Below are 23810 nucleotides of genomic sequence, written 5' to 3' on the forward strand. Positions count from 1 at the left end.
AACGCTGGTCCCTGCGGGTTCACCACGCAGGGAGACGTCGGTGTGTTCAGACTCCGGCGGGCCGTCAGCAGGGAGCGAGGCCAGGGATGACCGTCACGCAATGGAGCACCCGCCGGGCACGGGTGCCCACCTACGGCCGCGCGGTGATCCATCGCCGCCGACTCCACGACGCACTATCCGCGGTCGCAGCACCGGACCCCGACGCCCCGGGCACCGTCGCGATGCTCAGCGCACCCGTCGGCTCGGGCAAGACGATGCTGCTGGCCGACTGGGTCACCGAAACCGCTGCAACACAAGATGTCCCGACCATCGCCTGGCTCACCGTCCAGGAATCCGACAACGAACGCGGCGCCCTCGCTCCGGTGCTCACCGCACTCCGTGCCACCGACGACCCCGACGTCCTGGGCGCACTGTCGAAGTTCCCCGCGGATGCCGCCATCGAGGACCCGAGCGTCGTCGCGGAAGCGCTGAGCGCCGTGGACAAGCAGATCGTGATGGTCCTCGACGACGTGCACCTGCTCCGCGACCCGGACACCCTCGAGGCGTTGGGCTCGTTCCTGCGCTGGGCACCGCCCGCGCTGCGCACCGTGCTCGCCGGACGGTTCGAACCGCCGCTGGCGCTGCACCGGATGCGCCTCGACGGGCGTGTCCGCGACTTCCCGCCCCAGGAACTCGCTTTCACCGAAGACGAGGCAACCCAACTGTTCGCCGGCCACCAGCTGGCGCTCGACGACTCCGACCTGCACACGGTGTGGGAACGCACCCAGGGTTGGGCCGTCGGGTTGCGGCTGGCGGCGATCGTTCTCGGCCGTGCAACCGACCCCGCCGCAATCCTCGCGGATTTCGGCGGGGACCACCGAGTCGTCGCCGACTACCTGGTCGGCGAGGTCCTCGACCACCTCGAGCCCGCGGAACGCGCTTTCGTGGTCGAGTCGTCCATTCCCGACAGCTTCACCGTCGAACTCGCCGAGGAGCTGACCGGCAACTCCAACGCCGGTGCCATCCTCGACACCCTGGAACGCGAGAACTTTCCGCTCGAGCGGATCTCCGGGAGGCCCGGTTGGTATCGCTACCGACCCCTTCTGCGCGAGTACCTGCAGGCCGAGGTGAGTCGCCTCGGCAGGAAGGCGGTCACCGATCTCGAGAACGTCGCGGCACGGTGGTTCGCCCGGTCGGGTGCCGACGTCCGCGCACTCGAACACGCGCAGCATGCCGGTGACGACCGCGCGCTGCGGTCACTGATCGCCGGACTCGGACTCGGATCGGTCCTCCGTGGTCACGGGGACCGCGTCATCGACGTCCTCGACCACGCTCCTCCGTCGGTGCGGGCGGGGCGGTCGGCGCGGCTGGTCCGCGCCGCCGCCGAGTTGGCCAGGGGCAACGACGCCGCAGCCGCGTCGGTGCTCGGCACGGACGACGCAGGGACGAGCGCGGGGACATCGAACACGCAGTTGCTCGAACACACCCTGCGTCTTCGGTTGGCGCTGCGCACGGGCGGGATCGAGTCCGCTCTCACGCGCCTCCGCGACGATGCGGCGGGCAGGTCGGGCAACCCCGAGCTCGACTCCTTCACACTGCTCACCGCCGGTTCCGCCGAGCTGAGCCTCGGGCACCTCGACGGCGCGGCGCGTGAACTCGAGGCTGCCGCGGCCACCGCACGTTCAGCCGATCTGCCCGCCCTCCGGGTCCAAGCGCACGCCACTCTCGCCGCGGTCGCGGCATGCCGCTGCGCACTCACCGCGGCGGACCGGGAGGCCGCGACGGCGATCGAACTCGACGCGGCGGGCGTCGTGGGGCCGGACACCGACGTACGACTCGCGGCGCTGATCCGTGACTGGGTTCGGTACGTGCGAATGGATCCGGCACCCGCGTCGGTCGATCACGATCCCGCGCTCGCCGACCACCCCGATCCTGCGATCGCATCCATCGCGGCCTACGTCGAGGGCCTGGTGGATCGTACGGATGCGGCAACGCCACGGCAGCATGCCGGCGCCCTCCTCGACCTGCTGGAATCCGCCACCCGGCATCCGGTCCCGCCCGGCATTGTCGCGCTGTTCGCCCCGGGGGTCCAGCGTGCCCTGCTGGACGAGGGCCAGGACGCGAGGGTCGGACAGTTGTCGGTCCTGCTCGACCGCATACTCGGCCGGACCGGCGAAACGGCGCTGGTCACGGCAACCGTCGCACTGCGCCGCGGACGACTCGACCTCGCGAGCACCGAGCTCGCACCGGTGCTGAACGGAACACTGCGCTGCGTCGCGCCTCTCACGTCGATCCATGCGTGGCTGTTGGCAGCCACGATTGCGGATCGGCGGGACGACGACATCCACGCACGATCGGGATTGGCCGAGGCACTCGCTCTCGCCGAACCCGAGCGCATCACGCGACCGTTCTTCGACGGCGGGGCAAGAATCCGGTCACTGCTGGACCGCCACACAGGTCGCTTCGGAGTACAGGACGAATTCGCCGAACACGTCCGCCTGGCGATCCCGGTCACCGCTCCTGACCGGAGTCCGCCCCTCACCGCCCGAGAGCGGGAACTCCTGACGGAACTGCCGTCGTGGCGGACTGCCGAACAGATCGCCGCAGATCTGTTCGTCTCGGTGAACACCGTCAAGACCCACCTGCGTGGGATCTACCGCAAGCTGGGCGTGCGAACGCGGCAGGAGGCCATCGCCGAGGCCCGCAAACAGGGGCTGTTGTAGCTCGTTTCACCATCGACGGGTGAGGCGCATCACGCGACCGTCCGGAAGGCTGAAGCAATCCAGCCAGACGACACGGAGGTTCGGACGGTGACTCGTACCCCTCACGACCGGGTCCGCTACGAGTTCATCGTGCGCGGAGCCCTGTCGGAGCGGGCCATGGCTGCCTTTCCGGAACTGACAGCCACGGCCGCACCGATCGGGTTCACACAGTTGACCGGGACGGTGAGCGGAGATCAGGAACTACGCGCGATGCTCGCGAGGTTCGACGCGCTCGGCCTGACACTCGTGGAAATGCGGCAGGTACCCGACTCCGACGGCTAGTCCCCGAGAAGGGGCCCGCCGGTCCTATCCGACGGCGCCGCCGACGCGGCTGTCGTTGACCGAGCCGGTGATGTTCAGCCAGGAGTTCGGATCAACCGGGTTGTTGTCACCACCGCCGACGTTCCCTCCGAGTCCTGCGGTGTTCGCAGAGCCGGTGATGTTGATTCCGAGCGGCGCGCCTGCTTCGTCGACGGGAACGGAGCTGCCCGTTGCCTGCGGCTCTTCCTCGGTGACCGCGCCGGCCAGGTCCGCGTCGACAGCGTCGGTGAGGACCGCGTCGATCAGCTTGGCGCCGCCGAGCTCGGCGTCCGTCAGCGTGGCCTTCGTCAGGTTGGCGCCGGTGAGGTCGGCGCTCGACAGGTTCGCCTTCGAGAGGTTCGCTCCGGTGAAGTCCGCGCCCGTCGCATAGCCGAGGTAGAAGTTCACCTTCGACAGGTTCGCACCGACCAGCTTCGCGCCGGTGAGATCGGCACCGAGCAGGTTGGCACCCGCAAGGTTGGCGTGGGACAGATCCACGCCCGAAAGGTTCGCACCGACCAGGTTGGCACCCGCGCAGTCGGTGAACTCGGCCGCGGTGGGCGCCGAGACGATTGTGCATCCGCCGATGGTCGTGTCCGCGGACGCAAAGGGTGCCGCGAGCACCGCGCCGGCGAGCAGCAGGCCCGCTCCGAACGCAGTGGCGCCGACCTTGGCCGCAGTATGATTCCGTCGCTTGTTCAGCCCTACCGACATGTCGATCTCGCTTCCAGTGAAACCCCCGGTCAGAGGGCCGAATCCACTCTGACCGGCACACAGTAGCGAAACGGTCGAGTCTACGAGCGACTTTTGTGAAACAAGCGTCCGAGAACGACGACATGGCCGACAATCCCCCCTTGGGCTGTGCCGCCGCCCCCATGCGCACGTTCGGCCCACGGGTCGTGCGAGTAGACTGCTCGACATGCAGCGGGCGCTCCTTCTTCACCGCCGCGACGGGGTCTGATCCAGACCGGCACCTGTCGCGGGGTTTGATGCGCCGGTCGATTCCCCTCCTGGACTACCCGTCCCCACATTTCGGAGATTCGTCAATGTCACCCGCCGACGCTTTCACTTCCGGATCGCGCATCATCACGCCGCCGTCCAAGCCTGCGCCCGCCGACCAGCCTGCCTGGAACACGCAGAAGAACTCCTCCATGCCGACGTACCGCTACCGGTCGTTCGCGGAGGAGGTCGAGCAGGTCACCCTCCCCAATCGCACCTGGCCCGACAAGGTCATCGACCGCGCCCCGCAGTGGTGCGCCGTGGACCTGCGTGACGGCAACCAGGCCCTGATCGACCCCATGAGCCCGGCCCGCAAGCGCCGCATGTTCGACCTGCTGGTCCGCATGGGCTACAAGGAGATCGAGGTCGGCTTCCCGTCCGCCAGCCAGACCGATTTCGACTTCGTCCGCGAGATCATCGAGGACAACGCCATCCCCGACGACGTCACCATCCAGGTGCTGACGCAGTCACGGCCGGAGCTGATCACCCGCACCTTCGAGGCCTGCCACGGCGCGAAGAACGTGATCGTGCACTTCTACAACTCCACCTCGATCCTGCAGCGCCGCGTGGTCTTCCGCGCCGACAAGGACGCGATCAAGAAGATTGCGACCGACGCCGCCGCACTGGTTCTCGACGAGGCGAAGAAGTACCCCGACACCAACTGGCGCTGGGAGTACTCCCCCGAGTCGTACACCGGCACCGAGCTGTCGTACGCCAAGGAGGTGTGCGACGCGGTCACCGAGGTTCTCGGTGCGACCCCTGAGAACCCGGTCATCCTGAACCTGCCCGCGACCGTCGAGATGGCGACGCCGAACGTGTACGCCGACTCGATCGAGTGGATGCACCGGAACCTGGCCCGCCGCGACTCGGTGATCCTGTCACTGCACCCGCACAACGACCGCGGCACCGGTGTCGCGGCCGCGGAGCTGGGCTACCAGGCCGGCGCCGATCGCATCGAGGGCTGCCTGTTCGGCAACGGCGAGCGCACCGGAAACGTCTGCCTGGTCACCCTCGCGCTGAACATGTTCACCCGTGGTGTCGATCCGCAGATCGACTTCTCGAACATCGACGAGATCCGCCGCACCGTCGAGTACTGCAACCAGCTGCCCGTCCCGGAACGGCACCCGTACGGTGGCGACCTGGTCTACACCGCGTTCTCGGGTAGCCACCAGGACGCGATCAACAAGGGTCTCGACGACATGAAGTTCTCCGCGGACGCGCAGGACGCGGACGTCGACGACATCGTCTGGCAGGTTCCGTACCTGCCGATCGACCCGAAGGACGTCGGCCGCACGTACGAGGCGGTCATCCGCGTGAACTCGCAGTCCGGCAAGGGTGGCGTCGCGTACATCATGAAGGCCGACCACGGCCTGGTCCTGCCGCGCCGACTGCAGATGGAGTTCTCGCAGTCCGTGCAGAAGATCACCGACGGCGAGGGCGGCGAGGTCTCCCCCAAGGAGATGTGGGACGTCTTCCACGAGGAGTACCTGGCACCGGTCCTGCCGTTGGAGCGGATGCGGCAGAAGGTCACGGCGTCCGAGGTGGACGGCGGAACGGACTCCATCGCCGCGGTCGTGAAGGTGGACGGCAAGGAGCAGGAGATCTCCGGCTCCGGCAACGGCCCGCTGGCCGCGTTCGTCGACGCCCTCGGCACCATCGGCTTCGACGTCCGGGTCCTGGACTACAGCGAGCACGCGATGTCCGCGGGCGACGACGCACAGGCCGCCGCCTACGTCGAAGCCGCGGTGACGCTCCCCGACGGCACCAGCAAGGTCGTGTGGGGCGTCGGTATCGCCACGTCCATCACCACCGCGTCGCTGCGTGCGGTCGTCTCCGCCGTCAACCGCGCCCACTGACACACCGCACTCACTGACACAAAGGGTGAGGGGAACCCGTATCCGGTCCGACCGGGTACGGGTTCCCCTCACCTTTGTTCGTGGATCAGGACAGCAGCTTCGCCTTCGCCGAGGCGAACTCCTCGTCGCTGAGCACACCGGACTGGTGCAGCTCGCCGAGCTGCTTCAACTTCGCGATCAGCGGGTCCTCCTCCGCAGCCGGCGGTGCGGCCGCGGCCTGCTGAGCGGCGGCCTGCTGGGCGTACTGCTGCTGCTGATACGCCTGCTCCTGCGCCTGCTGATCGGAGTACGCCTGCTGTTCGGAGTACTTGCGTTGTGCCCGCCGGTCCATCGCGTTCGTCGTCGCACGCGCTGTGCCCGCGACGACCGCGGTCCGCGCGACCGTTCCGAGAAGTCCGGGGCGTCCGACGCGCCCTGCTCTGAAAACCATGTCCGTGTCCCTTCCTCTACAGTGCGGCTTCGACTGCGGCGACGACGACTTCGTGTGGGATCTGTACGTGCAGCACGAGCTCGCCCCCCGCGGCCCTCGCAGTCGACGTGAAGTTCCTGGCCCAGGTCTCCTCGTACACGATGATCGCGGCCGAGGTGCCCGGCTCGAGCGCGTCGCGCACGACGTCGAGGTCCTCGTCGCTGATCAGTGCCTTCGCCTCGATCGACAGGATCTCCAGGCCCACGTCCTGGAGGTCCTCGTCGACGTCGACCTGTCTGATGTTCCCTGCCTCGTCCTTGGCGAGGTAGACGAGGTCGAGCAGGGTCACATATCCCTTCGCCACCACGTCCTGCAATGCGGCCACGGTCGCCGGGTCGGCCTGTGCGCCAGGAAACGCCAGTACCACCAGTTCGACCGGCCCGATGTTCACCGTCTCTTCCATGCGTCCACCCTCACGCCGCTGGGCGATGTGCGCATCACCCGCTGCGGATGAGGCGGGATGCCCGCGGACACGCGATCCTCGTATCAACCCGATCCACCTCTGCGAAATGGAGCCGTCCGATGAACTCCGCTGTCGACACGTTCTGGGATTTCCTGTGGCTGATACTCATCACGTTCGCCTTCGTGGCGTACCTGATGCTGCTCTTCTCGATCATCGGCGACCTGTTCCGCGACCACAAGCTCTCGGGCTGGTGGAAGGCGGTGTGGGTGTTCTTCCTGATCTTCGTGCCATTCCTGACCGCGCTGATCTACCTGATCGCGCGCGGCAACGGGATGGCGCAGCGGTCGCTCGCCGCCGCGCAGACCATGAAGACCGAGCAGGACGCCTACATCAAATCGGTCGCAGGCAAGTCACCGGCCGATCAGATCGCCGACGCGAAAGCGCTACTCGACGCAGGAACCATCACGGAGGCCGAGTTCGCCTCGCTCAAGTCGAAGGCACTCGGCTAGTAGGTCCCCCACTGCGGCCCGCTCCTGCCGGAGCGGGCCGCAGTCGTGTGTTCAGGCGAGGGCAGCCGCGGTGGCCCGGAAGGCGGCGAGAACCGCGGCGACCGCGGGACGCTGCGCCGCGGCGGGGCGGGTGGCGAGTTCGTAGGTTCGGGCGGCCCGCACGCCTGCGAGTCGCGCGCTGACCAGCCCGCGCTGCAACGACACATGGCGTGGCATCAGCGCGACGCCGTGGCCCGCGAGCACGAGCTCCTCGATGACGCGGAAGTCATTGATGCGCTGCACGACTCGCGGCCGAACCCCGGTTGCGGCGGCAACCGATTCGAGTACGTCGTCGACGGGGAATCCGCCGCGGACGCTGATCCAGCTCTCGTCCGCGAGTTCGTCGAGCGCGACGGAGGATCGGCCGGCGTAGGGGTGGTCGGACGGCATCACGAGGTCGATGGGTTCGCGCATGAGTGTTTCGATCCGCACCCGCGGGGACACGAGGGTCGGGGCCCGTTCGTCACGGTGGGTGAGGACCACGTCGAAGTCGGCGAGAAGGTGCGGCACGGCGGTGGCGGGTTCGTCGACGTCGGTGGCGTCGACGATCGTTCCGCCCGCCGCGGCGCGGGCGATCACACCGGGAAGCAGCAGAGCTGCTCCGGACGGGAAGAGCGCCACCCGCACCCGTCCGCGCGGCGAGCCGGCGTAGGACGCCATCTCGGCGGCGGCCCGGTCGAGTGCAGCGAGGACGTCGTCGGCGCGGAGCACGAGGGCGTGGCCCGCGTCGGTGAGCCGCAGGCGCCTGCCGTCCGGCTCGAGCAGCGGGACACCCGCCTCGCGGGCGAGGATCTTCAGTTGCTGTGAGACGGCGGACGGCGTGAGGGAGAGCGCTGCGGCGGTGGCGGCGACGGTGCCGCGGTCGGCCAGTTCCCTCAGCACCCGCAACCGCTCCGCATCCATGTAGAAAATTTACATCAATCGTCCACTTATATTCGATTGTGCTGATGGTTTGCCGACGCAACGATAAACGGCATGACGAACCGCGACCGCCTCCTCGGGATCACCGTCGCGCTGCTGTGGGGGCTGAACTTCCTGGCCATTCGCGCCGGCCTCGACCGGTTCCCGCCGTTCTTCTTCGTGGCACTGCGCTTCCTGGTCATCGCCGTCCCGGTCGTCCTGTTCGTGCCGCGCCCGAACGTCCCACTGCGCTGGCTCCTGCTGTACGGCACGGGCTTCGGGGTGCTGCAGTTCACGTTCCTGTTCTGGGCGATGAGCACCGGGATGCCGACCGGGCTCGCGTCGCTGGTGCTGCAGGCGTCCGCACCGATGACGGTGCTGCTGGGAGCACTGTTCCTCCACGAACGGGTGAGCCGGCGTCAGGTGGTCGGAATCGTCGTCGCCGTCGGCGGCATGGTCGCGATCGGCTGGGACCGGTTCGCGCACGCAAGCCTGCTGCCGCTGCTGCTGACCCTGTGCGGCGCGTTCGGGTGGGCGCTCGGCAACATCGGCAGCAAGCAGGCCAGGACCGACTCCCCGATGCGGCTGATGCTGTGGATGACGGTCGTGCCGCCGCTGCCGATGCTCGCCCTGTCCGCGGCGATCGAGGGCCCGACCGCGGGGTGGTCTGCGCTCGGATCCTCGTTCGACGCCGACGGCCTGCCCGCGCTCGCCGGACTGGTGTACATCGTCGTCCTCGGCACGATCGTCGGGTCGGGCCTGTGGACCGGGCTGATGAGCCGTTACCCCGCGTCGACGGTCGCGCCGTTCTCGCTCCTCGTGCCGGTCGTCGGGATCGCCGCGTCCTGGCTGGTCCTCGGCGAACAACCGACCGTGGCCGCACTGTGTGGCGGCGTGGTCGTCGTCGGCGGCTGCCTGTACGGACTGACGCGTCCACGCGCCACGGACCCGACACCGACTGTGTCCCTGCCCACCCCCGTACCTGCACGAGTCTGACCTCGGCACCGGGTGTGGAAAACTGCGCGCGTGGCAACTAGCACTCGATTCTCCGCGCGCGGAAGGCTCGCCCTCCGCGTCGCCGCGCTGGCGTCCTGGGCGTCGAAGAAGGCCGGACGCGGTAACGGCTCGATGATCGGCGGGCTGATCGCCCTGAAGATCGACCCGACCGTCATGACGCAGCTGGGACAGGGCAAGCGAACGGTGCTGGTCACCGGCACCAACGGCAAGTCGACGACGACCCGGATGACCGCCGCCGCGCTCGCGACGATCGGCACCGTCGCGACGCAGCCCGACGGCGCGAACATGGACGCGGGCATCGTCTCCGCCCTCAGTGTCGGGGTGGACGCCGAACTCGCGGCGATCGAGGTCGACGAGCTGCACACCCCCCACGTCTCGGACGCACTGAACCCGGCGGCGATCGTGCTGCTGAACCTCAGCCGCGACCAGCTGGACCGGGTCGGCGAGATCAACATGATCGAGCGCAGGCTTCGCGCTGGACTCGCCGCCCACGCGGATGCGGTGGTCGTCGCTAACTGCGACGACGTCCTGGTCTCGTCCGCCGCCTACGACAATCCGAACGTCGTCTGGGTCGCGGCGGGCGCGGGCTGGGCGAACGACGCCACCAGTTGCCCGCGCAGCGGTGAACCGATCGTGTGGGACGCCGACGGGAACTGGCGCAGCACGGGTACCGACTTCGCCCGTCCGACGCCGGACTGGTGGGTGGACGACGAGAACCTGTACGGCCCTGACGGCCTGGTGCTGCCGATGACGTTGACGCTGCCCGGCCGCGCGAACCGCGGGAACGCGGCGCAGGCGGTGGCCGCTGCCGTCGCGCTCGGCGCCGACCCGAAGGCCGCGATCGCCGCCGCCGAAGGGGTCCGCGAGATCGCCGGTCGCTACGCGTCCGTCCAGGTGGGCGCGCACTCGCTGCGGATGCTGCTCGCCAAGAACCCGGCGGGATGGCAGGAGGCGCTGTCGATGATCGACCACTCCGTCGACGGCCTCGTCATCGCGGTGAACGGTCAGGTGCCCGACGGCGAGGATCTGTCGTGGCTGTGGGACGTTCGGTTCGAGCACTTCGAGGGCGTCAAGGTCGTCGCGGCAGGCGAGCGCGCCACCGACCTCGCGGTCCGGCTCACCTATGCCGGAGTCGAACACACTCTGGAGCCGAATCCGTTGCGCGCCATCGCGTCCTGTCCTGAGGGGCGGGTCGAGGTGCTGGCGAACTACACGGCGTTCCGGGATCTGAACACCGCGATCGCGAGGAGGTCCGAGAATGTCTGAGTCGACCGTGCGGATCGGGCTGGTGCTCCCCGATGTCATGGGCACCTACGGCGACAGCGGCAATGCACTGATCCTGCGGCAGCGTCTACGGATGCGCGGGATCGACGCCGAGATCGTCGAGATCACCCTCTCCGATCCGGTTCCGGATTCCCTCGACGTGTACACCCTTGGTGGAGCGGAGGATTCGGCGCAGCGACTGGCGACCCGCCACCTGCAGCGCTACCCGGGTCTGCAGAAGGCCGCCGAGCGCGGCGCACCCGTCCTCGCGATCTGCGCCGCGATCCAGGTGCTCGGGCACTGGTACGAGACGTCGGCGGGCGAACGCGTCGACGGTGTCTCGATGCTCGACGTCACCACGTCCCCGCAGCAGACCCGCTCCATCGGCGAGGTCATCACCCGGCCACTGATCGACGGTCTCACCCAGCCGCTCACCGGGTTCGAGAACCACCGCGGCGGAACGGCTCTCGGATCCGACGCTCGTGCGCTCGGGAAGGTCACCCACGGCGTCGGCAACGGTGTCGGCGACGGACACGAAGGTGTCGTGCAGGGATCGGTCATCAGCACCTACATGCACGGCCCCGTGCTCGCCCGAAACCCGGAGCTCGCGGACCTACTGCTGGCGCGCGCCATGGATGTCGACACACTGCCACCCCTCGAACTGGCCGAGGTGGAGCGGCTGCGAAAGGAACGGCTCGCCGTCGGGCGCTGAATGCGACCACCCGCTGCGGGATCTGTTCGACCGACCTCGCAGCCTGTCGCTTCCCCTCCCGACGGGTGTAGCTTCCGAAGTACACACCCACCCCGGGAGGGGACATGGCGAACGCTGCACCCTGGCCTGCGATCCACGCCGAACGCGCGGCGCTGGCGGAGGATCTCGCCGCACTCACCGACGACCAATGGTCCACACCGTCCCTGTGCACACAGTGGTCGGTGTGGGAGGTCCTCGGACATCTGACCGCGACCGCGAAGATGACGCCGTACAAGTTCGTGAGCGGAATGGTCGGGACGGGCCTGCGATTCGCGGTCTTCGCGGCGAAGAACGTGGCAGCCGAGACCCGTGGCACACCGGCCGACACCCTCGCCGAGTTCCGGTCCGTGCTCACCGCGACGACGAGCCCGCCGGGGCCGGTGGACTCGTGGCTGGGGGAAACCCTCGTCCACGCCGAGGACATCCGCCGTCCACTCGGCATCGAGCACGACTACCCCATGGACGCACTGGTACGCGTCGCGGACTTCTACAAGGGCTCGAACCTGTTGATCGGCACGAAGAATCGGATCGCGGGTCTGTCCCTGCGGGCGACGGACACTGCGTGGACGATCGGTGCCGGCCCCGAGGTCGCCGGGCCCATGTTGGATCTCGTGATGGCCATGACGGGCCGCGCGGCTGGACTCGACGGCCTCACCGGCGACGGCGTGGACAGTCTCCGGGAACGGATCTGACGGTCAACGACCGCACCCGACTCGAACAGGTGCCCGGAAACCGGTGAGCGCGACACCCGACTGCGAACGGGCCCAGACAGGGGTTCGGCCGGGAACGTAGCGATGAATCGCGTTCTCGGCCGGATCTCTGCTTTTCGAGGTCTGTCGAACCATTACCAATTCACTTTTCCTCGATCCGCACTACCGACGGTACGCCGCCCCACTGCCACTGGCAATAGTCGTGAACTGGCGATTCTCCCGGTCCGATCACGCCCGGGAACCCGCTCGTCAGCACTCGTCCGGCGCCGGCTCGCCCCGCAGTCGCGCGTCCACCCAGTCGAATGCGCCCGGGTTGCCGGTGATCTCGCCGATGATGTGCTCACCTGGCACCTGGCGGTACACGGTTGGCACACCGAGCCCGCACTGTTCGGCGTACAGGTTCTGCGTGCCGAGCGCCGGAATCCAGAACTCCTGACCACCGTTGTAGATGTACAGCGGCGTACCCGACGGCCGGTCCGCCATCTTCATCTCCGCGAAAATTCCCTGCGCCACAGGCGAACTCAGCACCTGTTTGATGTTGGCCAGTGCCTCGACGGGAACACCTGGGACACCGGCGAGCGCCAGTGTCGTCACGCACGCGTTACGGAGACCGGATGTCCCGAGTCGTTCACCCAGATCGTTCATCAGGGGGAGAATCTCGGTCTGCTGCCGCGCGACACCGAGGACCGCGGCCATGAACAGGCCTCCGGCCAGGTTGCCGTTCATCGTGCGGCCCAGCATGTCGTAGTCGGCGGGCACCCCGCCGATCGCGGCACCGAGGATGTCGCTTTCGAGTTCGGGCGCGTACTCGTCGAGCAGCTTGACCGCACCGCTGGTGGCGATCGCACCGCCGGAGTAGCCCATCATCGCGAGCTTGGAGGACCCGAACTCGGCCGGGTACAGATTCCGCATCCCGCGGATCGTGTCGAGGATCGCGTGCCCGGCGACGAACGGCTCGCCGTACGCCATCTGCGGGCCCTCGTGGTCCGGGATGAGGACGGCGTACCCGCGCTCCTCCGCCTTCGTAGTGACGGGACGCACCAGTTCGAACGGGTTCGTGGACGGGGTGATGCCGTGCGCGAGGGTGTGCGACGGCGTGCAGTCGCGGCCGAGTCCGTTGATCGGCACGTTGTTGACCAGTACGGGGCGGGGGCCGGGCCCGTCCCACGGCGTGGCCGGGACCACCAGCGTCGCGGTCGCGAACGACGGTCCGCCGTGTGAGTCGGTGGTCTTGACCTTGAACTGCCGCACCTCGCGGACCGGGCCGCGGAGGAACTGGACGGCGACGGCAGTCACGTCGCGGACCTCGATGATCTGGCCGTTCGCCATCCCCGGCAGGCCCGGCGGGAAGTCGTCGAAGAACGGCTCCCCGATCGGGGACGGCAGGATCGCCCGCCACAGTGCGTCGAGGTCCGGGTACGGCGGATTCGGCGCGGGCACGATTGCGTCGACCAGCGGTGGCAGCACGGACCCCAGCGGCGACCGGGCCACCGACGCGGTGCCGAGCGAGCCGGTGATGAGCGTGGTGCCGTTGAGCGGCTCGCCGTCCGAGCCGGTGCCGTCGGTCAACGAACCGGTGCCGACGGACCCCTCGCCGCCGGCACTGCCACTGGACTGCGCCGCGGCCGTGGCGCCTACGCCACCGACCACGACCGTCACCGCGAGCGCGGCGACACACATTCGAACCCAGAAACCCCCGTGCTGGATGCGCATTGCGGCACGCTAACACCGGCGGGCACTGTCAGCGACGAAGCCGGAGCGCCGGATTGCGTGTCGACACTTAGGATTTCGAACTTACGACGACGGCAGTACGGCCGCTTTGTCCGAATCCGAACGGATCTGGCGTCTGGATCGAGTGGTGTGGCGCCCGGGTGGGCGTGAATCCCAGGGCCGCGTTGTTGACATCGGACATGACAACCAACCTGATCGCCGACGACCGCGCGGCGGCCCCGACCCGACGCGCCTGGCCCGCGTTGGCGACGATGTTCCTGGGCAGCTTCGCCCTGGTCACCGCCGAGTTCCTGCCGCCCGGCGTGCTCACCCTCGTCGCCACCCAACTCGGTGTCACCGAGGGCGTGATCGGGCTGTCGGTCAGCGTCACCGCGCTCACCGCGCTGGTGGCCGCACTCGGGATGGGCTCACTGTTCCCCCGGCTGGACCGGCGCACCCTCCTGGTCGCACTGACCGTCGCGGCCGTGGCCTCGAACATCCTGGTCGCGGTCGCGCCGAACATCGCGGTGCTGATGCTGGCGCGACTGCTGCTCGGCCTGGCGATCGGCGGCTACTGGTCGATGGCGCTGGTGATCGTCACCCAACTGGTGCCCGCCGACCGCGTCGGGAAGGCGATGATGATCGTCAATGCGGGCACCACACTCGCGACCGTGGCCGGGGTGCCCCTCGGAGTACTCCTGGGCACGTTCGCCGGCTGGCGCGTCGTCTTCGCCGTCGCCGCGATCCTCACGCTCGCCGCGGCCGTCGCGGTCCGACTGACTCTGCCGCCGATCGCGCCCGCCGCAGGAGTCGGGTGGACGGCGATGGGACGCGCGCTCCGATCGCCGGGGGTGACGCTCGGACTGATCGGGTTCGTGGCCGTCATCGCCGGACACTTCACCGGCTTCACGTACATTCGGCCCGCGCTCGCCGAGCTGCTCGGCGCCGGTCCGGAATCGGTCGCGATCCTGCTGGCCCTGTTCGGCGCCGGGGGCGTCGTCGGCAACTTCGTCCTCGGCAGCCTCGCCGACCGGTGGCTGCAGCCGCTGCTGGTGGCCGTGCCCGGAGCGATCGGACTGTCCGTGCTGGCGGTCGCGGTGTCCGCCGGGGTGCCCGCCCCCGGGTATCTCGCGGTCCTCGTCTGGGGCGCGGCGTTCGGCGGACTGCTGAACCTCGCCCAGGTCTGGGTGACGCGAGTGCTGCCGGACCGGGTGGAGGCGGGGAGCGGGCTCCTCGTCGCCTGCTTCCAGACCGCGATCATCCTCGGCTCCGCGGTCGGTGGGCGCGGGGTGGACGAACTCGGAGTGGGAGTGACCTACGTGGTCGCCGCGGTGGTCACGGTGGCGGGCGGACTGCTCGTCCGGGTCACCCTCGGCCGCGCTGACGCTGCCACTCGGACGGCGTGACCCCGGTGTGCCTGCGGAACGCCCGGCCGAAAGCGGTGTCGGAACCGTAGCCGAGCCGGTGTGCGACCGCGGCGACCGAGACATCCCTCCACGCCAGCATCCGCTGCGCCTGTTCGATTCTGACAGCGGACAGGTAGCGGCCCGGAGGTTGTCCGGTCGCCGCGGTGAACCGGGCAGCGAACCCGGACCTGGACGCGAGCGCCACACGGGCGAGCGCTTCCACGGTCCACTCCCGGCCCGGTTCGGCGTGGATCGCCGCGACGGCACGTGCCAGTCCGGGGTCGTCCACTCGCAGCAGCCACCGGTTCGGCGCACATCCGCGGGCATGCCACGACGACACCGCGATCGATGCGATCAGGGTGGCGACGCGGTCGCGGAGAACGCCGTGTGGGTGACCATCGCCCTCGACCAGGTTCCGCAACAGTGTGTGCGCCGTCGGCTCGTGCTCGGCGAACTCGGTGAGGATCACCCGGCGGGGCAGGGCGTCCAGCGCACCCGAGGTGCCGGCCGGGACCATCCGCACGCGCAGGATCGTCGCCTCCGACAGCGCCCGCATCGTGTGGCCGTGACCGTGCGGCACGAAGAGGAAGTCACCCGGCGCCAGGTCCTGCGGATCACCCAGGTCCTCGACACGGACCAACCCGTCCACGACCAGCGCGGCACTCGACTCGCCGTCCTCGACTCGCCGACTCCGGCAGGCCTCGAGGCGCACGACCTCCCCTGTCGCGCATCGCCACCGCAACCCGGCGAGCACGTCGTCGACACCGAGTGCCCGAGTTCCGACAGGTGCGGAATCGACTGTCATGCGGCTCCTTTCGCGACAGTCCCGGACAACGACAGGCACACCCGCGATATTCCCCGCCCGGTACGCGTACGGCCGCGGCCCCGAATCGGGGACGCGGCCGTACGGCGGACTGTGCCGGGTGGTCAGGAGACCGTCACCGGCTCCTTGCGCTCGGCGGGCACCACGCTCGTGATCACCTCGGGCGCGATCTCCTCGACTGCCTCGTCGTCCGACGCAGTCGGTTCCGCGATGTGCTGCGGCTCCTGCGCGTAGTGGAAGTGCGGGCGACGGTGCCCGAGGAACGACCCCATCCACGACATCACGGCGACGTAGCGGTTGCGGAAGCCCACCAGGTACACCATGTGCACTGCCAGCCACAGGACCCAGGCGATGAAGCCGGTCAGTTCGATGCTCTTGACCTTCGTCACCGCACGGAACCGGTTGATGATGGCCATGCTGCCCTTGTCACGGAACTTGAAGGGGGTCCCGCGCTTGGTCTTGCCGAGGATGGTGCGGGCGACGTGGCGTCCACCCTGCATCGCGACCGGCGACTGACCGGGCAGATTGTTCAGCGAGGTCATGTCGCCGACGGCGAAGATGTCGGCGCGGCCACCGACGGTGAGGTCGGGGTTGACGAGCAGTCGACCGGCGCGGTCGGTGTCGCACCCGGTCTGCTCGGCGAGGACCGCGGCGAAGTCGTTGGCCTGCACGCCCGCCGACCAGATGACGGTCTCGGCGGTACGCCGGATGCCCTCGGTTTCGCCATGCGCCTTGAGGGTGGCGCCGTGCGCGTCGATGTCGGTGACGAGGGTGTTGAGCACGACCTCGACGCCCGCCTTCTCCAGCGAGGTCTTGGTGTACTCGCTGAGCTTGCCGCCGTACGCGGGCATCGCGACGCCCGCACCCTCGACGAGGGTGACGGTGACGTCACCGGCGGTGATGCCGCGGATCGACTGCTCGAAGTAGCGTCCGGCGAGTTCCTTGATCTGGCCCGCGAGCTCGACGCCCGTCGCGCCCGCGCCGATCACGATGAAGCTCAGCAGGTTCTTGGCGCGCTCGGCGTCGGAGGTCGTGTGCGCCTCCTCGAAGCACCGCACGATCTGGTCCCGCAGCCGCTTCGCGTCGTTGACGGTCTTCAGCGCGTAGGTGACCTTGGCGAACTCGTCGCGGCCGAAGTAGGACTGACGGGCACCGGTCGCGGCGACGAGCGTGTCGTAGCCGATGGTGTGGCGCTGGCCTGCGGCCTCGTACACCAGCTCCTTGGCCTCGGCGTCGACGCCGACGACCCGGCCGAGCCGGACATCCGCCTTCGGGTAGTCCTTGAGGATCGCGCGCACCGACGGGGCGATCTCGCCTGCCGAGAGGACGCCGGTCGCCACCTGGTACAGCAGGGGCTGGAAGAGGTGTTCGGTGGTCTCGGAGATCAGCACGAAGGGCCTACCGGCCTTGGCCAGCTTCTTCGCCGTCGCGAGGGCTCCGAATCCGGACCCCACGATGACGGTTTCTGTGTGGTCCTTGTCGACCTCGGCGGCCACTGCCTCACCCACGGTTTCCTCCTGCTGAATCGCCATTGAATCAGTTATGAGAGCAACGCTAAGTAGTTCCGAGTCGGTTCCGCCATGTAACCGTGATATACGGCAGACAGTTATCTCGATTGCTCATAAGTAAGATCGTCTGGTGGACTTCCGTCAATTGCGCTACTTCCTCGCAGTGAGCGAGGAACTGAGCTTCAGTCGCGCGGCCGAGAAGTGCTTCATCTCCCAATCCGCGATCAGCCACCAGATCGCGAAGCTCGAACAAGAACTGGGAACAACCCTGTTCGACCGGTCGACCCGCGTCGTGAAACCGACCGCGGCCGGATTACGCCTGGTCCCGATCGCGCAGGAGGTGCAGCACCTCGAAGTCCGGGCGCTCGCCGTCGCGAAGGAACCGCGCAACCGCATCCGGATCTGCGCGAACATGAGCTTCGCGCCGCAAAGCCTCGACGCGATTGCCCGCGTCCGCGGCCGCTACCCCGACCTGGACATCGAATTCGTCATCAAGAGCTTCGCGGACCGGATCGACGCCGTCGCGTCGGGCGACGCCGATCTCGCCCTGATCCGCGGCGACCTGGACCGGCCGGGTCTCGAAACGGTGGAGCTCGGCATCGAGGACCTCCTGGTCGTGACCTCGAGCCAGCACCCTCAGTCCGCCTTCTCCACCGTCGATCTCGGCGACCTCGCCCACTACCCGCTGCTGCTACCGCCGCGAAGCAGCCAGGTCCTGATCCACAGCGTCGTCGAAGACGCGTTCGTCGAGGTCGGGCGGCGGGTTCAACTGGGACCGCCGATCGCCCGCGACCACACCGCGACGCTCGACGTCATCACCAACCCGCGGGCGTGGACGGTGCTGTTCGCCTCCACGGTCAGCGCCAACGCGCCGCGGCCCGGGCTGCGCGTGATGCGGGAGGCGAACAACCGGCTGCGGGTGCCCGTGTGCGGCGTCGTCCGCAACGGCGCGACCGAGTCGGCCGCGCTGTCGTTCCTGGTGAACGCGCTGCGCCTCGCCATGGACCCGACGACCCCGCCCGCACCGCCGCCCGATCCCGAATCGGACGGCCCCTGAGCCGGCACCGAGCCCCGGGCAGGCGTCACATGGTGCGGCGGCCCGACAGCGCCCGACCCAGGGTGAGCTCGTCCGCGAACTCGAGGTCGCCGCCCATCGGCAGACCGGACGCCAGCCGAGTGACCGTCAGCCCCGGGAAGTCGCGCAGCATCCGCACCAGGTACGTGGCCGTGGCCTCGCCCTCCGTGTTCGGGTCGGTCGCGATGATGACCTCCGCGACGTCGACGCCGTCCTCCTGGTTCCCGATGCGCGCCAACAACTCCCGGATACGCAATTGATCCGGCCCGATGCCGCTGAGCGGGTCGAGCGCGCCACCGAGCACGTGGTACCGCCCCCGGAACTCGCGCGTCCGCTCCACGGCCTGGACGTCCTTCGGCTCCTCCACCACACAGATGACGGTGCGGTCGCGGCGGTCGTCGGAGCAGATCCGGCACCGTTCCTTGTCGGACACCGTGCCGCACACGACACAGAACTGCACGCCGTCACGGATCCGCTGCAACGCGTTCTGCAGTCGCTCGATCTCCGGCGGTTCGACACCGAGCAGGTGGAAGGCGATCCGCTGCGCACTCTTCGGGCCGACCCCCGGCAGTTTGCCGAGTTCGTCGATCAGATCCTGAACCGGACCCTCGTACACTCCTCGCCTCGCCTAGAACGGGAGGCCGGGCATGCCACCCGCGAGCGGACCGAGCTTCCCCGCCGCGATTTCCTGGGCCTTGCTCGACGCGTCCGCGATCGCGCCGATCACCAGATCCTGCAGGGTCTCGACGTCCTCGGGATCGACGACCTTGGGATCGATCGCCAGCGCCACGACCTCACCGGTGCCCTTGACGGTCGCGGTCACGAGCCCGCCACCGGCCTGACCGGTGACCTCGGTCTGGGCGATCTCGGCCTGCGCCGCCATCAGCTGCTGCTGCATCTGCTGAGCCTGCGCGAGAAGCTGCTGCATATCGGGTTGTCCACCGGGCTGCACGTTGTGGTCCTTTCTGCGTGTTTACACGCCAGCGTAGACGCACCCGGCTACGGTGAGCGCGTGCAAGCGACGTCCCGGCCTCGCGGTCCGAGCGCCGCAACCCTCGCCCGTAACCTCGGGCGCGCCGTCGCGTGCGGAGGCGCGATCGTGTTCACGCTCTCCGCCTGCACCATCCCCACCGACGACGTGGTCACCGCGGCCGAACCCGCCGCACCCGCGCCTCGCATCGGGTCCGAACGCGGAGCCACCGGCACCGCGGGCAACCGGGCCCTCGTCGGTAAGACCGTCTTCCTGGACCCCGGACACAGTGGGTCGCACGACGCGGCGATCACCGCGCAGGTCCCCACCGGTCGCGGCGGCACCAAGGACTGCCAGACCACGGGCACGTCCACCGCGACCGGCTATCCCGAGCACACCTTCACCTGGCAGGTCGCCGGGCTGATGCGCACCGAACTCGAGTTCCGGGGCGCCCGGGTCGAGATGAGCCGGCCGGACGACACCTCGGTCGGCAGTTGCGTCGACGAGCGCGCCGCAACCGCGAACGCGTCCGGGGCCGACGCCGTCGTCGCGATCCACGCCGACGGCGCAGACACCGACGACCAGGGATTCCATGTCAGCTATTCCGCGCCACCGCTGAACGACGTGCAGGCAGGCGCGTCCGTCGAGTTCGCCGAGACGATGCGCGACGCGCTCGTCGACCGCGGACTGGTACCGGCGACCTACATCGGTGACGACGGACTGCTGCCGCGCTCCGACCTGGCCGGACTGAATCTGTCCCAGCGGCCATCGATCCTCGTCGAACTCGGAAACATGCGCAATCCACTGGAAGCAGTGCAGATGACCGACGATGCCGGGCGCGAACGCTACGCACTCGCCGTGGTGCACGGCATCGCCGAGTATCTCGGGGGGAGTTAGGCCAGTTCGCGCGCGAGATTCGCGAGAACAGCAGCCTGGATCTTCTTCAGACCCAGCGGCGCGAAGATCTTCTCGAAGAATCCGCCGATGCCGCCCGCGCCCGTCCACGTCGTGGTCGTCGTCACCGTGGAACCGGACCCGTTCGGGGTCACCGTCCAGGTGGTCACCATGCTGGAGTTGGCGTCGGTCTCGGTGACGGTGTCGCCCGCGACGGTGATCGTGGCCTTCACGTGGCGGGTCCGCTTCTCCGTCGCCTTGAGCGACCAGGCCACGACGGTGCCCGCCCCCTGACCGCCTTCGATCACCGAGTAGTCGTAGTAGTGCTCGCTCAGGATCCGAGGACGCACTGTCTGGTAGTCCGCAACCGCGGCGAGCGCCGCCTCGGGGGCCGCTCCGACGTCGACCGAACTGCTGGCGCTGACCTGTCCCACGTGCTCTCCTCATCACTGCGGGCGACCGACCGCCGCCCTCGAATGCACTCCATCGTGCCCGTACCGCGACAGTCGCGGCCAGCCCCGCCGGAGCCCCTGTGCGCCGTATCACAGCGCGCGACCACGGCATCCGTACGCGTGAGCGCGACTCGCCGGGCGCCTTCGTGCGCGCATCTGTCGCCTCGACGGCAACCAAGGGATAGTTTCGGAGGGTGGCAGCCACGTCGAGTGCATTCCGCAGGCGATCGACCACACCGCGCGAAACCGGGCCACAGGCCCATCGCGTGGGGGTCGAGCGACTTCTCGCGAGCTATCGCGCCATCCCACCGAATGCGACGGTGCGCCTCGCGAAGAAGACATCCAACCTGTTCCGGGCGCGCAGCGCGACCGACGTCCCCGGGCTCGACGTGAGCGGGCTGACCGACGTGATCTCCGTCGACCCGCACAGCCGCACGGCCGACGTCGCGGGCATGTGCACCTATGAGGACCTCGTCGCGGCGACGCTCCCGTACGGCCTGGCACCCCTGGTGGTTCCGCAGCTGAAGACCATCACCCTCGGCGGCGCCGTCACCGGACTCGGTATCGAATCCACGTCGTTCCGCAACGGTCTTCCCCACGAGTCGGTTCTGGAGATCGACGTCCTCACCGGCAGCGGCGAGATCGTCACCGCGACACCCGACGGCGACCACGCCGACCTGTTCTTCGCATTCCCCAACTCCTACGGCACGCTCGGCTACTCCACCCGTATCCGAATCCGGCTCGAACCCGTCAAACCGTATGTGGCGCTGCGTCACCTGCGGTTCGACGACCTCGAATCGCTGCAGTCCACGATGGACGAGATCACCCGGACGCGGACGTACGACGGCATCGACGTCCACTACCTCGACGGGGTCGTCTTCTCGGCGAACGAGTCGTACCTGACGCTCGGAGTGCAGACCGACGCCCCCGGCCCCGTGTCGGATTACACCGACATGGACGTTTACTACCGGTCCATCCAGCACGAGTCGGTGAATCATCCGAAGGTCGACCGCCTCACCATCCACGACTACCTGTGGCGGTGGGACACCGACTGGTTCTGGTGCTCGCGCGCCTTCGGAACGCAGAACCCGAAGATCCGGCGCTGGTGGCCGAAGCGCTACCGCCGCAGCAGTTTCTACTGGAAGCTCATCGCACTCGACCGGAAGTACGACATCGGCGACCGTCTCGAGAAGCGCAAGGGCCTGCCTGCGCGCGAACGCGTCGTCCAGGACGTCGAGGTGCCGATCGAGCGCACCGCCGACTTCGTCGACTGGTTCCTTCGGGAAGTGCCCATCGAGCCGATCTGGTTGTGCCCGTTGCGACTCCGTGAGCCCGCACCCGCCAACGCCGCAGCCGACCGGCCGTGGCCGCTGTACCCCCTCGAACCGAAACGCACCTACGTCAACATCGGATTCTGGTCGTCGGTGCCGATCGTCGCCGGGCAGCCGGAGGGCGCCATGAACCGGCTCATCGAGCGCACCGTCACCGACTTCGACGGACACAAGTCCCTCTACTCCGACTCCTACTACGCGAAGGACGAGTTCACCGCCCTCTACGGCGGCGAACGCTACGACGAACTGAAAACGAAGTACGACCCGGAATCGCGTCTCCACGACCTGTATTCGAAGGCGGTGCAACGTCAATGACCACGTTCAAGGATCCGAAGCCAACACTCGCGTCGGCCGGCCCCAAACTGTCCATCGCGGAGATCCTCGAGATCGTCGTCGGGAAGGACCTCCCCGTCCGGTTCACCGCATACGACGGCAGCTCGCTGGGCTCGCCCGACGCACGGTTCCACCTGCACCTGCGCTCACCGCGCGGCACCACGTACCTGGTGACCGCCCCCGGTGACCTCGGGCTCGCCCGCGCATACATCTCCGGCGACCTCGAGATCTTCGGGAGCCATCCCGGAAACCCGTACGAGGTGCTCCGAGTTCTCGGCGAACACCTGCACTTCAGTCGGCCCTCCGCGCGAGAGCTCGCCCAGATCACCCGCTCCCTCGGCTGGGACGTGCTCAAGCCCGTCGCTCCCCCGCCCCAGGAGTCGCTGCCGCGGTGGCGACGCATCGCCGAAGGCCTGCGGCACTCCAAGACCCGCGACGCCGAGTCGATCCACCACCACTACGACGTCTCGAACGCCTTCTACGAGAAAGTGCTCGGGCCGTCCATGACGTACACCTGCGCCGCGTACGAGTCGGAGGACCAGTCACTCGAGGACGCGCAGGACAACAAGTACCGGCTCGTCTTCGAGAAGCTGAACCTCAAGGAAGGCGACCGCCTTCTCGACATCGGTTGCGGCTGGGGCGGAATGGTCCGCTACGCGGCGCGACGCGGCGTCAAGACGATCGGCGTCACACTGTCCGCGGAGCAGGCCGAGTGGGCGCAGAAGGCCATCGTCGACGAAGGGCTGTCCGGCGTCGCGGAGGTGCGGCATTCCGACTACCGCGACATCACCGAAACCGGGTTCGACGCGGTGTCGTCGATCGGTCTCACGGAGCACATCGGGGTGCACAACTATCCGTCGTACTTCGAGTTCATCAAGTCGAAACTGCGTGACGGCGGCATCCTGTTGAACCACTGCATCACCCGCCCCGACAACAAGCACCACGCCCGCGCAGGCGGATTCATCGACCGGTACGTCTTCCCCGACGGTGAACTCACCGGTTCCGGCCGGATCATCACCGAGATCCAGGACGTCGGACTTGAGGTCCGCCACGAGGAGAACCTGAGGGAGTCGTACGCGCTGACCCTGGCCGGTTGGTGCCGCAACCTCGAGGTCAACTGGGACGACTGCGTCGCCGAGGTCGGCGAGGGCACCGCGAAGGTGTGGGGCCTCTACATGGCAGGCTCCCAACTCGGATTCGAACGCAACACCGTTCAGCTGCACCAGGTTCTGGCCGTCAAGCTCGACGATCGGGGCCGCGCCGACCTCCCCCTCCGCCCCTGGTGGCGGGCGTAGCCGCTCCCCCGACACACGACGAAGGTGCCCGCCGCTCGCATCGCGCGAACGGCAGG

23 protein-coding genes are annotated in these 23810 nt (G+C 68.5%); 13 read left to right on the plus strand and 10 right to left on the minus strand.

The genetic code is table 11. The features are described 5' to 3' along the window. The first annotated feature begins 86 nt into the window (after positions 1 to 86). Both FFS72_RS19705 and FFS72_RS19710 read left to right on the plus strand, forming a co-directional pair. A complete protein-coding gene (locus FFS72_RS19705) occupies positions 87 to 2702 on the plus strand; it encodes a winged helix-turn-helix domain-containing protein (RefSeq protein WP_137875515.1) in 2616 nt (871 codons plus the stop codon). An 87-nt stretch (positions 2703 to 2789) separates the two neighbouring features. Continuing rightward, positions 2790 to 3023 carry a DUF8691 family protein gene (locus FFS72_RS19710; RefSeq protein ID WP_137875516.1) on the plus strand — a complete coding sequence of 78 codons (234 nt, stop codon included), beginning with the start codon at positions 2790 to 2792 and terminating at the stop codon, positions 3021 to 3023. Between the two features lie 24 nt (positions 3024 to 3047). Here the strand turns inward: FFS72_RS19710 and FFS72_RS19715 are convergent, their stop codons facing one another. Further along, positions 3048 to 3755, minus strand: coding sequence for a pentapeptide repeat-containing protein (locus tag FFS72_RS19715; RefSeq protein WP_171018753.1), 708 nt, complete (start codon positions 3753 to 3755; stop codon positions 3048 to 3050). A 332-nt stretch (positions 3756 to 4087) separates the two neighbouring features. On the opposite strand from FFS72_RS19715, the gene leuA reads away from it, so the two are divergent. Next, a complete protein-coding gene (gene leuA / locus FFS72_RS19720) occupies positions 4088 to 5896 on the plus strand; it encodes a 2-isopropylmalate synthase (RefSeq protein ID WP_137875518.1) in 1809 nt (602 codons plus the stop codon). 85 nt (positions 5897 to 5981) lie between these two features. Here leuA and FFS72_RS19725 read toward each other — a convergent pair whose 3' ends face one another. Further along, positions 5982 to 6326 carry an SHOCT domain-containing protein gene (locus FFS72_RS19725; RefSeq protein ID WP_137875519.1) on the minus strand — a complete coding sequence of 115 codons (345 nt, stop codon included), beginning with the start codon at positions 6324 to 6326 and terminating at the stop codon, positions 5982 to 5984. Positions 6327 to 6342: 16 nt separating this feature from the next. Further along, on the minus strand, positions 6343 to 6768 hold the full coding sequence (locus FFS72_RS19730; protein WP_137875520.1) for a DUF6325 family protein: 426 nt from the start codon (positions 6766 to 6768) through the stop codon (positions 6343 to 6345). Positions 6769 to 6887: 119 nt separating this feature from the next. Here FFS72_RS19730 and FFS72_RS19735 point away from each other — a divergent pair, with 119 nt between their 5' ends. Then, positions 6888 to 7277: an SHOCT domain-containing protein gene (locus tag FFS72_RS19735; RefSeq protein WP_050067393.1), complete on the plus strand. Its 390-nt coding sequence runs from the start codon at positions 6888 to 6890 to the stop codon at positions 7275 to 7277. A gap of 51 nt (positions 7278 to 7328) precedes the next feature. On the opposite strand, the gene FFS72_RS19740 is transcribed toward FFS72_RS19735, so the two are convergent. Further along, positions 7329 to 8219 (minus strand): LysR family transcriptional regulator, encoded by an 891-nt coding sequence (locus FFS72_RS19740; RefSeq protein WP_137875521.1) that lies wholly within the window; start codon positions 8217 to 8219, stop codon positions 7329 to 7331. Between the two features lie 72 nt (positions 8220 to 8291). Here FFS72_RS19740 and FFS72_RS19745 point away from each other — a divergent pair, with 72 nt between their 5' ends. The 4 genes from FFS72_RS19745 (at position 8292) to FFS72_RS19760 (ending at position 11939) form a co-directional block, all read left to right on the plus strand. After that, the gene (locus FFS72_RS19745) at positions 8292 to 9212 is read left to right on the plus strand and encodes an EamA family transporter (RefSeq protein ID WP_137875522.1); all 921 of its coding nucleotides are present in this window, start codon (positions 8292 to 8294) and stop codon (positions 9210 to 9212) included. A 30-nt stretch (positions 9213 to 9242) separates the two neighbouring features. Further along, positions 9243 to 10499, plus strand: a complete 1257-nt coding sequence (locus FFS72_RS19750) for a Mur ligase family protein (protein WP_137875523.1) — start codon at positions 9243 to 9245, stop codon at positions 10497 to 10499. Beyond that, positions 10492 to 11208: a type 1 glutamine amidotransferase gene (locus FFS72_RS19755; RefSeq protein WP_137875524.1), complete on the plus strand. Its 717-nt coding sequence runs from the start codon at positions 10492 to 10494 to the stop codon at positions 11206 to 11208. Before FFS72_RS19750 ends, FFS72_RS19755 begins: the two co-directional genes overlap by 8 nt. Before the next feature lie 104 nt (positions 11209 to 11312). Beyond that, a complete protein-coding gene (locus FFS72_RS19760) occupies positions 11313 to 11939 on the plus strand; it encodes a maleylpyruvate isomerase family mycothiol-dependent enzyme (RefSeq protein WP_137875525.1) in 627 nt (208 codons plus the stop codon). Positions 11940 to 12206: 267 nt separating this feature from the next. On the opposite strand, the gene FFS72_RS19765 is transcribed toward FFS72_RS19760, so the two are convergent. Beyond that, positions 12207 to 13670, minus strand: coding sequence for a lipase family protein (locus tag FFS72_RS19765; protein WP_249353415.1), 1464 nt, complete (start codon positions 13668 to 13670; stop codon positions 12207 to 12209). Between the two features lie 197 nt (positions 13671 to 13867). Here FFS72_RS19765 and FFS72_RS19770 point away from each other — a divergent pair, with 197 nt between their 5' ends. Further along, a complete protein-coding gene (locus FFS72_RS19770) occupies positions 13868 to 15073 on the plus strand; it encodes an MFS transporter (protein ID WP_171018754.1) in 1206 nt (401 codons plus the stop codon). On the opposite strand, the gene FFS72_RS19775 is transcribed toward FFS72_RS19770, so the two are convergent. Together FFS72_RS19775 and FFS72_RS19780 are read right to left on the minus strand one after the other, a co-directional pair. Further along, on the minus strand, positions 15033 to 15878 hold the full coding sequence (locus tag FFS72_RS19775) for a helix-turn-helix domain-containing protein (protein WP_137875527.1): 846 nt from the start codon (positions 15876 to 15878) through the stop codon (positions 15033 to 15035). The genes FFS72_RS19770 and FFS72_RS19775 overlap by 41 nt on opposite strands. Before the next feature lie 122 nt (positions 15879 to 16000). Then, positions 16001 to 17428, minus strand: coding sequence for an NAD(P)/FAD-dependent oxidoreductase (locus FFS72_RS19780; protein WP_137875528.1), 1428 nt, complete (start codon positions 17426 to 17428; stop codon positions 16001 to 16003). 106 nt (positions 17429 to 17534) lie between these two features. Here FFS72_RS19780 and FFS72_RS19785 point away from each other — a divergent pair, with 106 nt between their 5' ends. Then, the gene (locus tag FFS72_RS19785; protein ID WP_137875529.1) at positions 17535 to 18461 is read left to right on the plus strand and encodes a LysR family transcriptional regulator; all 927 of its coding nucleotides are present in this window, start codon (positions 17535 to 17537) and stop codon (positions 18459 to 18461) included. A 25-nt stretch (positions 18462 to 18486) separates the two neighbouring features. Here FFS72_RS19785 and recR read toward each other — a convergent pair whose 3' ends face one another. Together recR and FFS72_RS19795 are read right to left on the minus strand one after the other, a co-directional pair. Further along, entirely contained in the window at positions 18487 to 19095 is a 609-nt protein-coding gene (gene recR, locus FFS72_RS19790; RefSeq protein ID WP_050067384.1) for a recombination mediator RecR, read from the minus strand. A gap of 12 nt (positions 19096 to 19107) precedes the next feature. Then, on the minus strand, positions 19108 to 19407 hold the full coding sequence (locus FFS72_RS19795; RefSeq protein WP_216596665.1) for a YbaB/EbfC family nucleoid-associated protein: 300 nt from the start codon (positions 19405 to 19407) through the stop codon (positions 19108 to 19110). Between the two features lie 249 nt (positions 19408 to 19656). On the opposite strand from FFS72_RS19795, the gene FFS72_RS19800 reads away from it, so the two are divergent. Next, positions 19657 to 20346 (plus strand): Rv3717 family N-acetylmuramoyl-L-alanine amidase, encoded by a 690-nt coding sequence (locus FFS72_RS19800; RefSeq protein WP_249353416.1) that lies wholly within the window; start codon positions 19657 to 19659, stop codon positions 20344 to 20346. Here FFS72_RS19800 and FFS72_RS19805 read toward each other — a convergent pair. After that, the gene (locus FFS72_RS19805) at positions 20343 to 20777 is read right to left on the minus strand and encodes an SRPBCC family protein (protein WP_137875530.1); all 435 of its coding nucleotides are present in this window, start codon (positions 20775 to 20777) and stop codon (positions 20343 to 20345) included. The two genes, FFS72_RS19800 and FFS72_RS19805, sit on opposite strands and share 4 nt — an antisense overlap. Before the next feature lie 212 nt (positions 20778 to 20989). Between FFS72_RS19805 and FFS72_RS19810 the strand changes: the two genes are divergently transcribed. Continuing rightward, positions 20990 to 22441, plus strand: coding sequence for an FAD-binding oxidoreductase (locus tag FFS72_RS19810; RefSeq protein WP_137875531.1), 1452 nt, complete (start codon positions 20990 to 20992; stop codon positions 22439 to 22441). Continuing rightward, entirely contained in the window at positions 22438 to 23754 is a 1317-nt protein-coding gene (locus FFS72_RS19815; protein ID WP_137875532.1) for a class I SAM-dependent methyltransferase, read from the plus strand. The genes FFS72_RS19810 and FFS72_RS19815 overlap by 4 nt, the downstream gene beginning before the upstream one ends. Positions 23755 to 23810 lie beyond the last annotated feature (56 nt).

Origin of the sequence: Rhodococcus sp. Q, assembly GCF_005503035.1 — a bacterium.
GTDB lineage: Bacteria > Actinomycetota > Actinomycetes > Mycobacteriales > Mycobacteriaceae > Rhodococcus_G.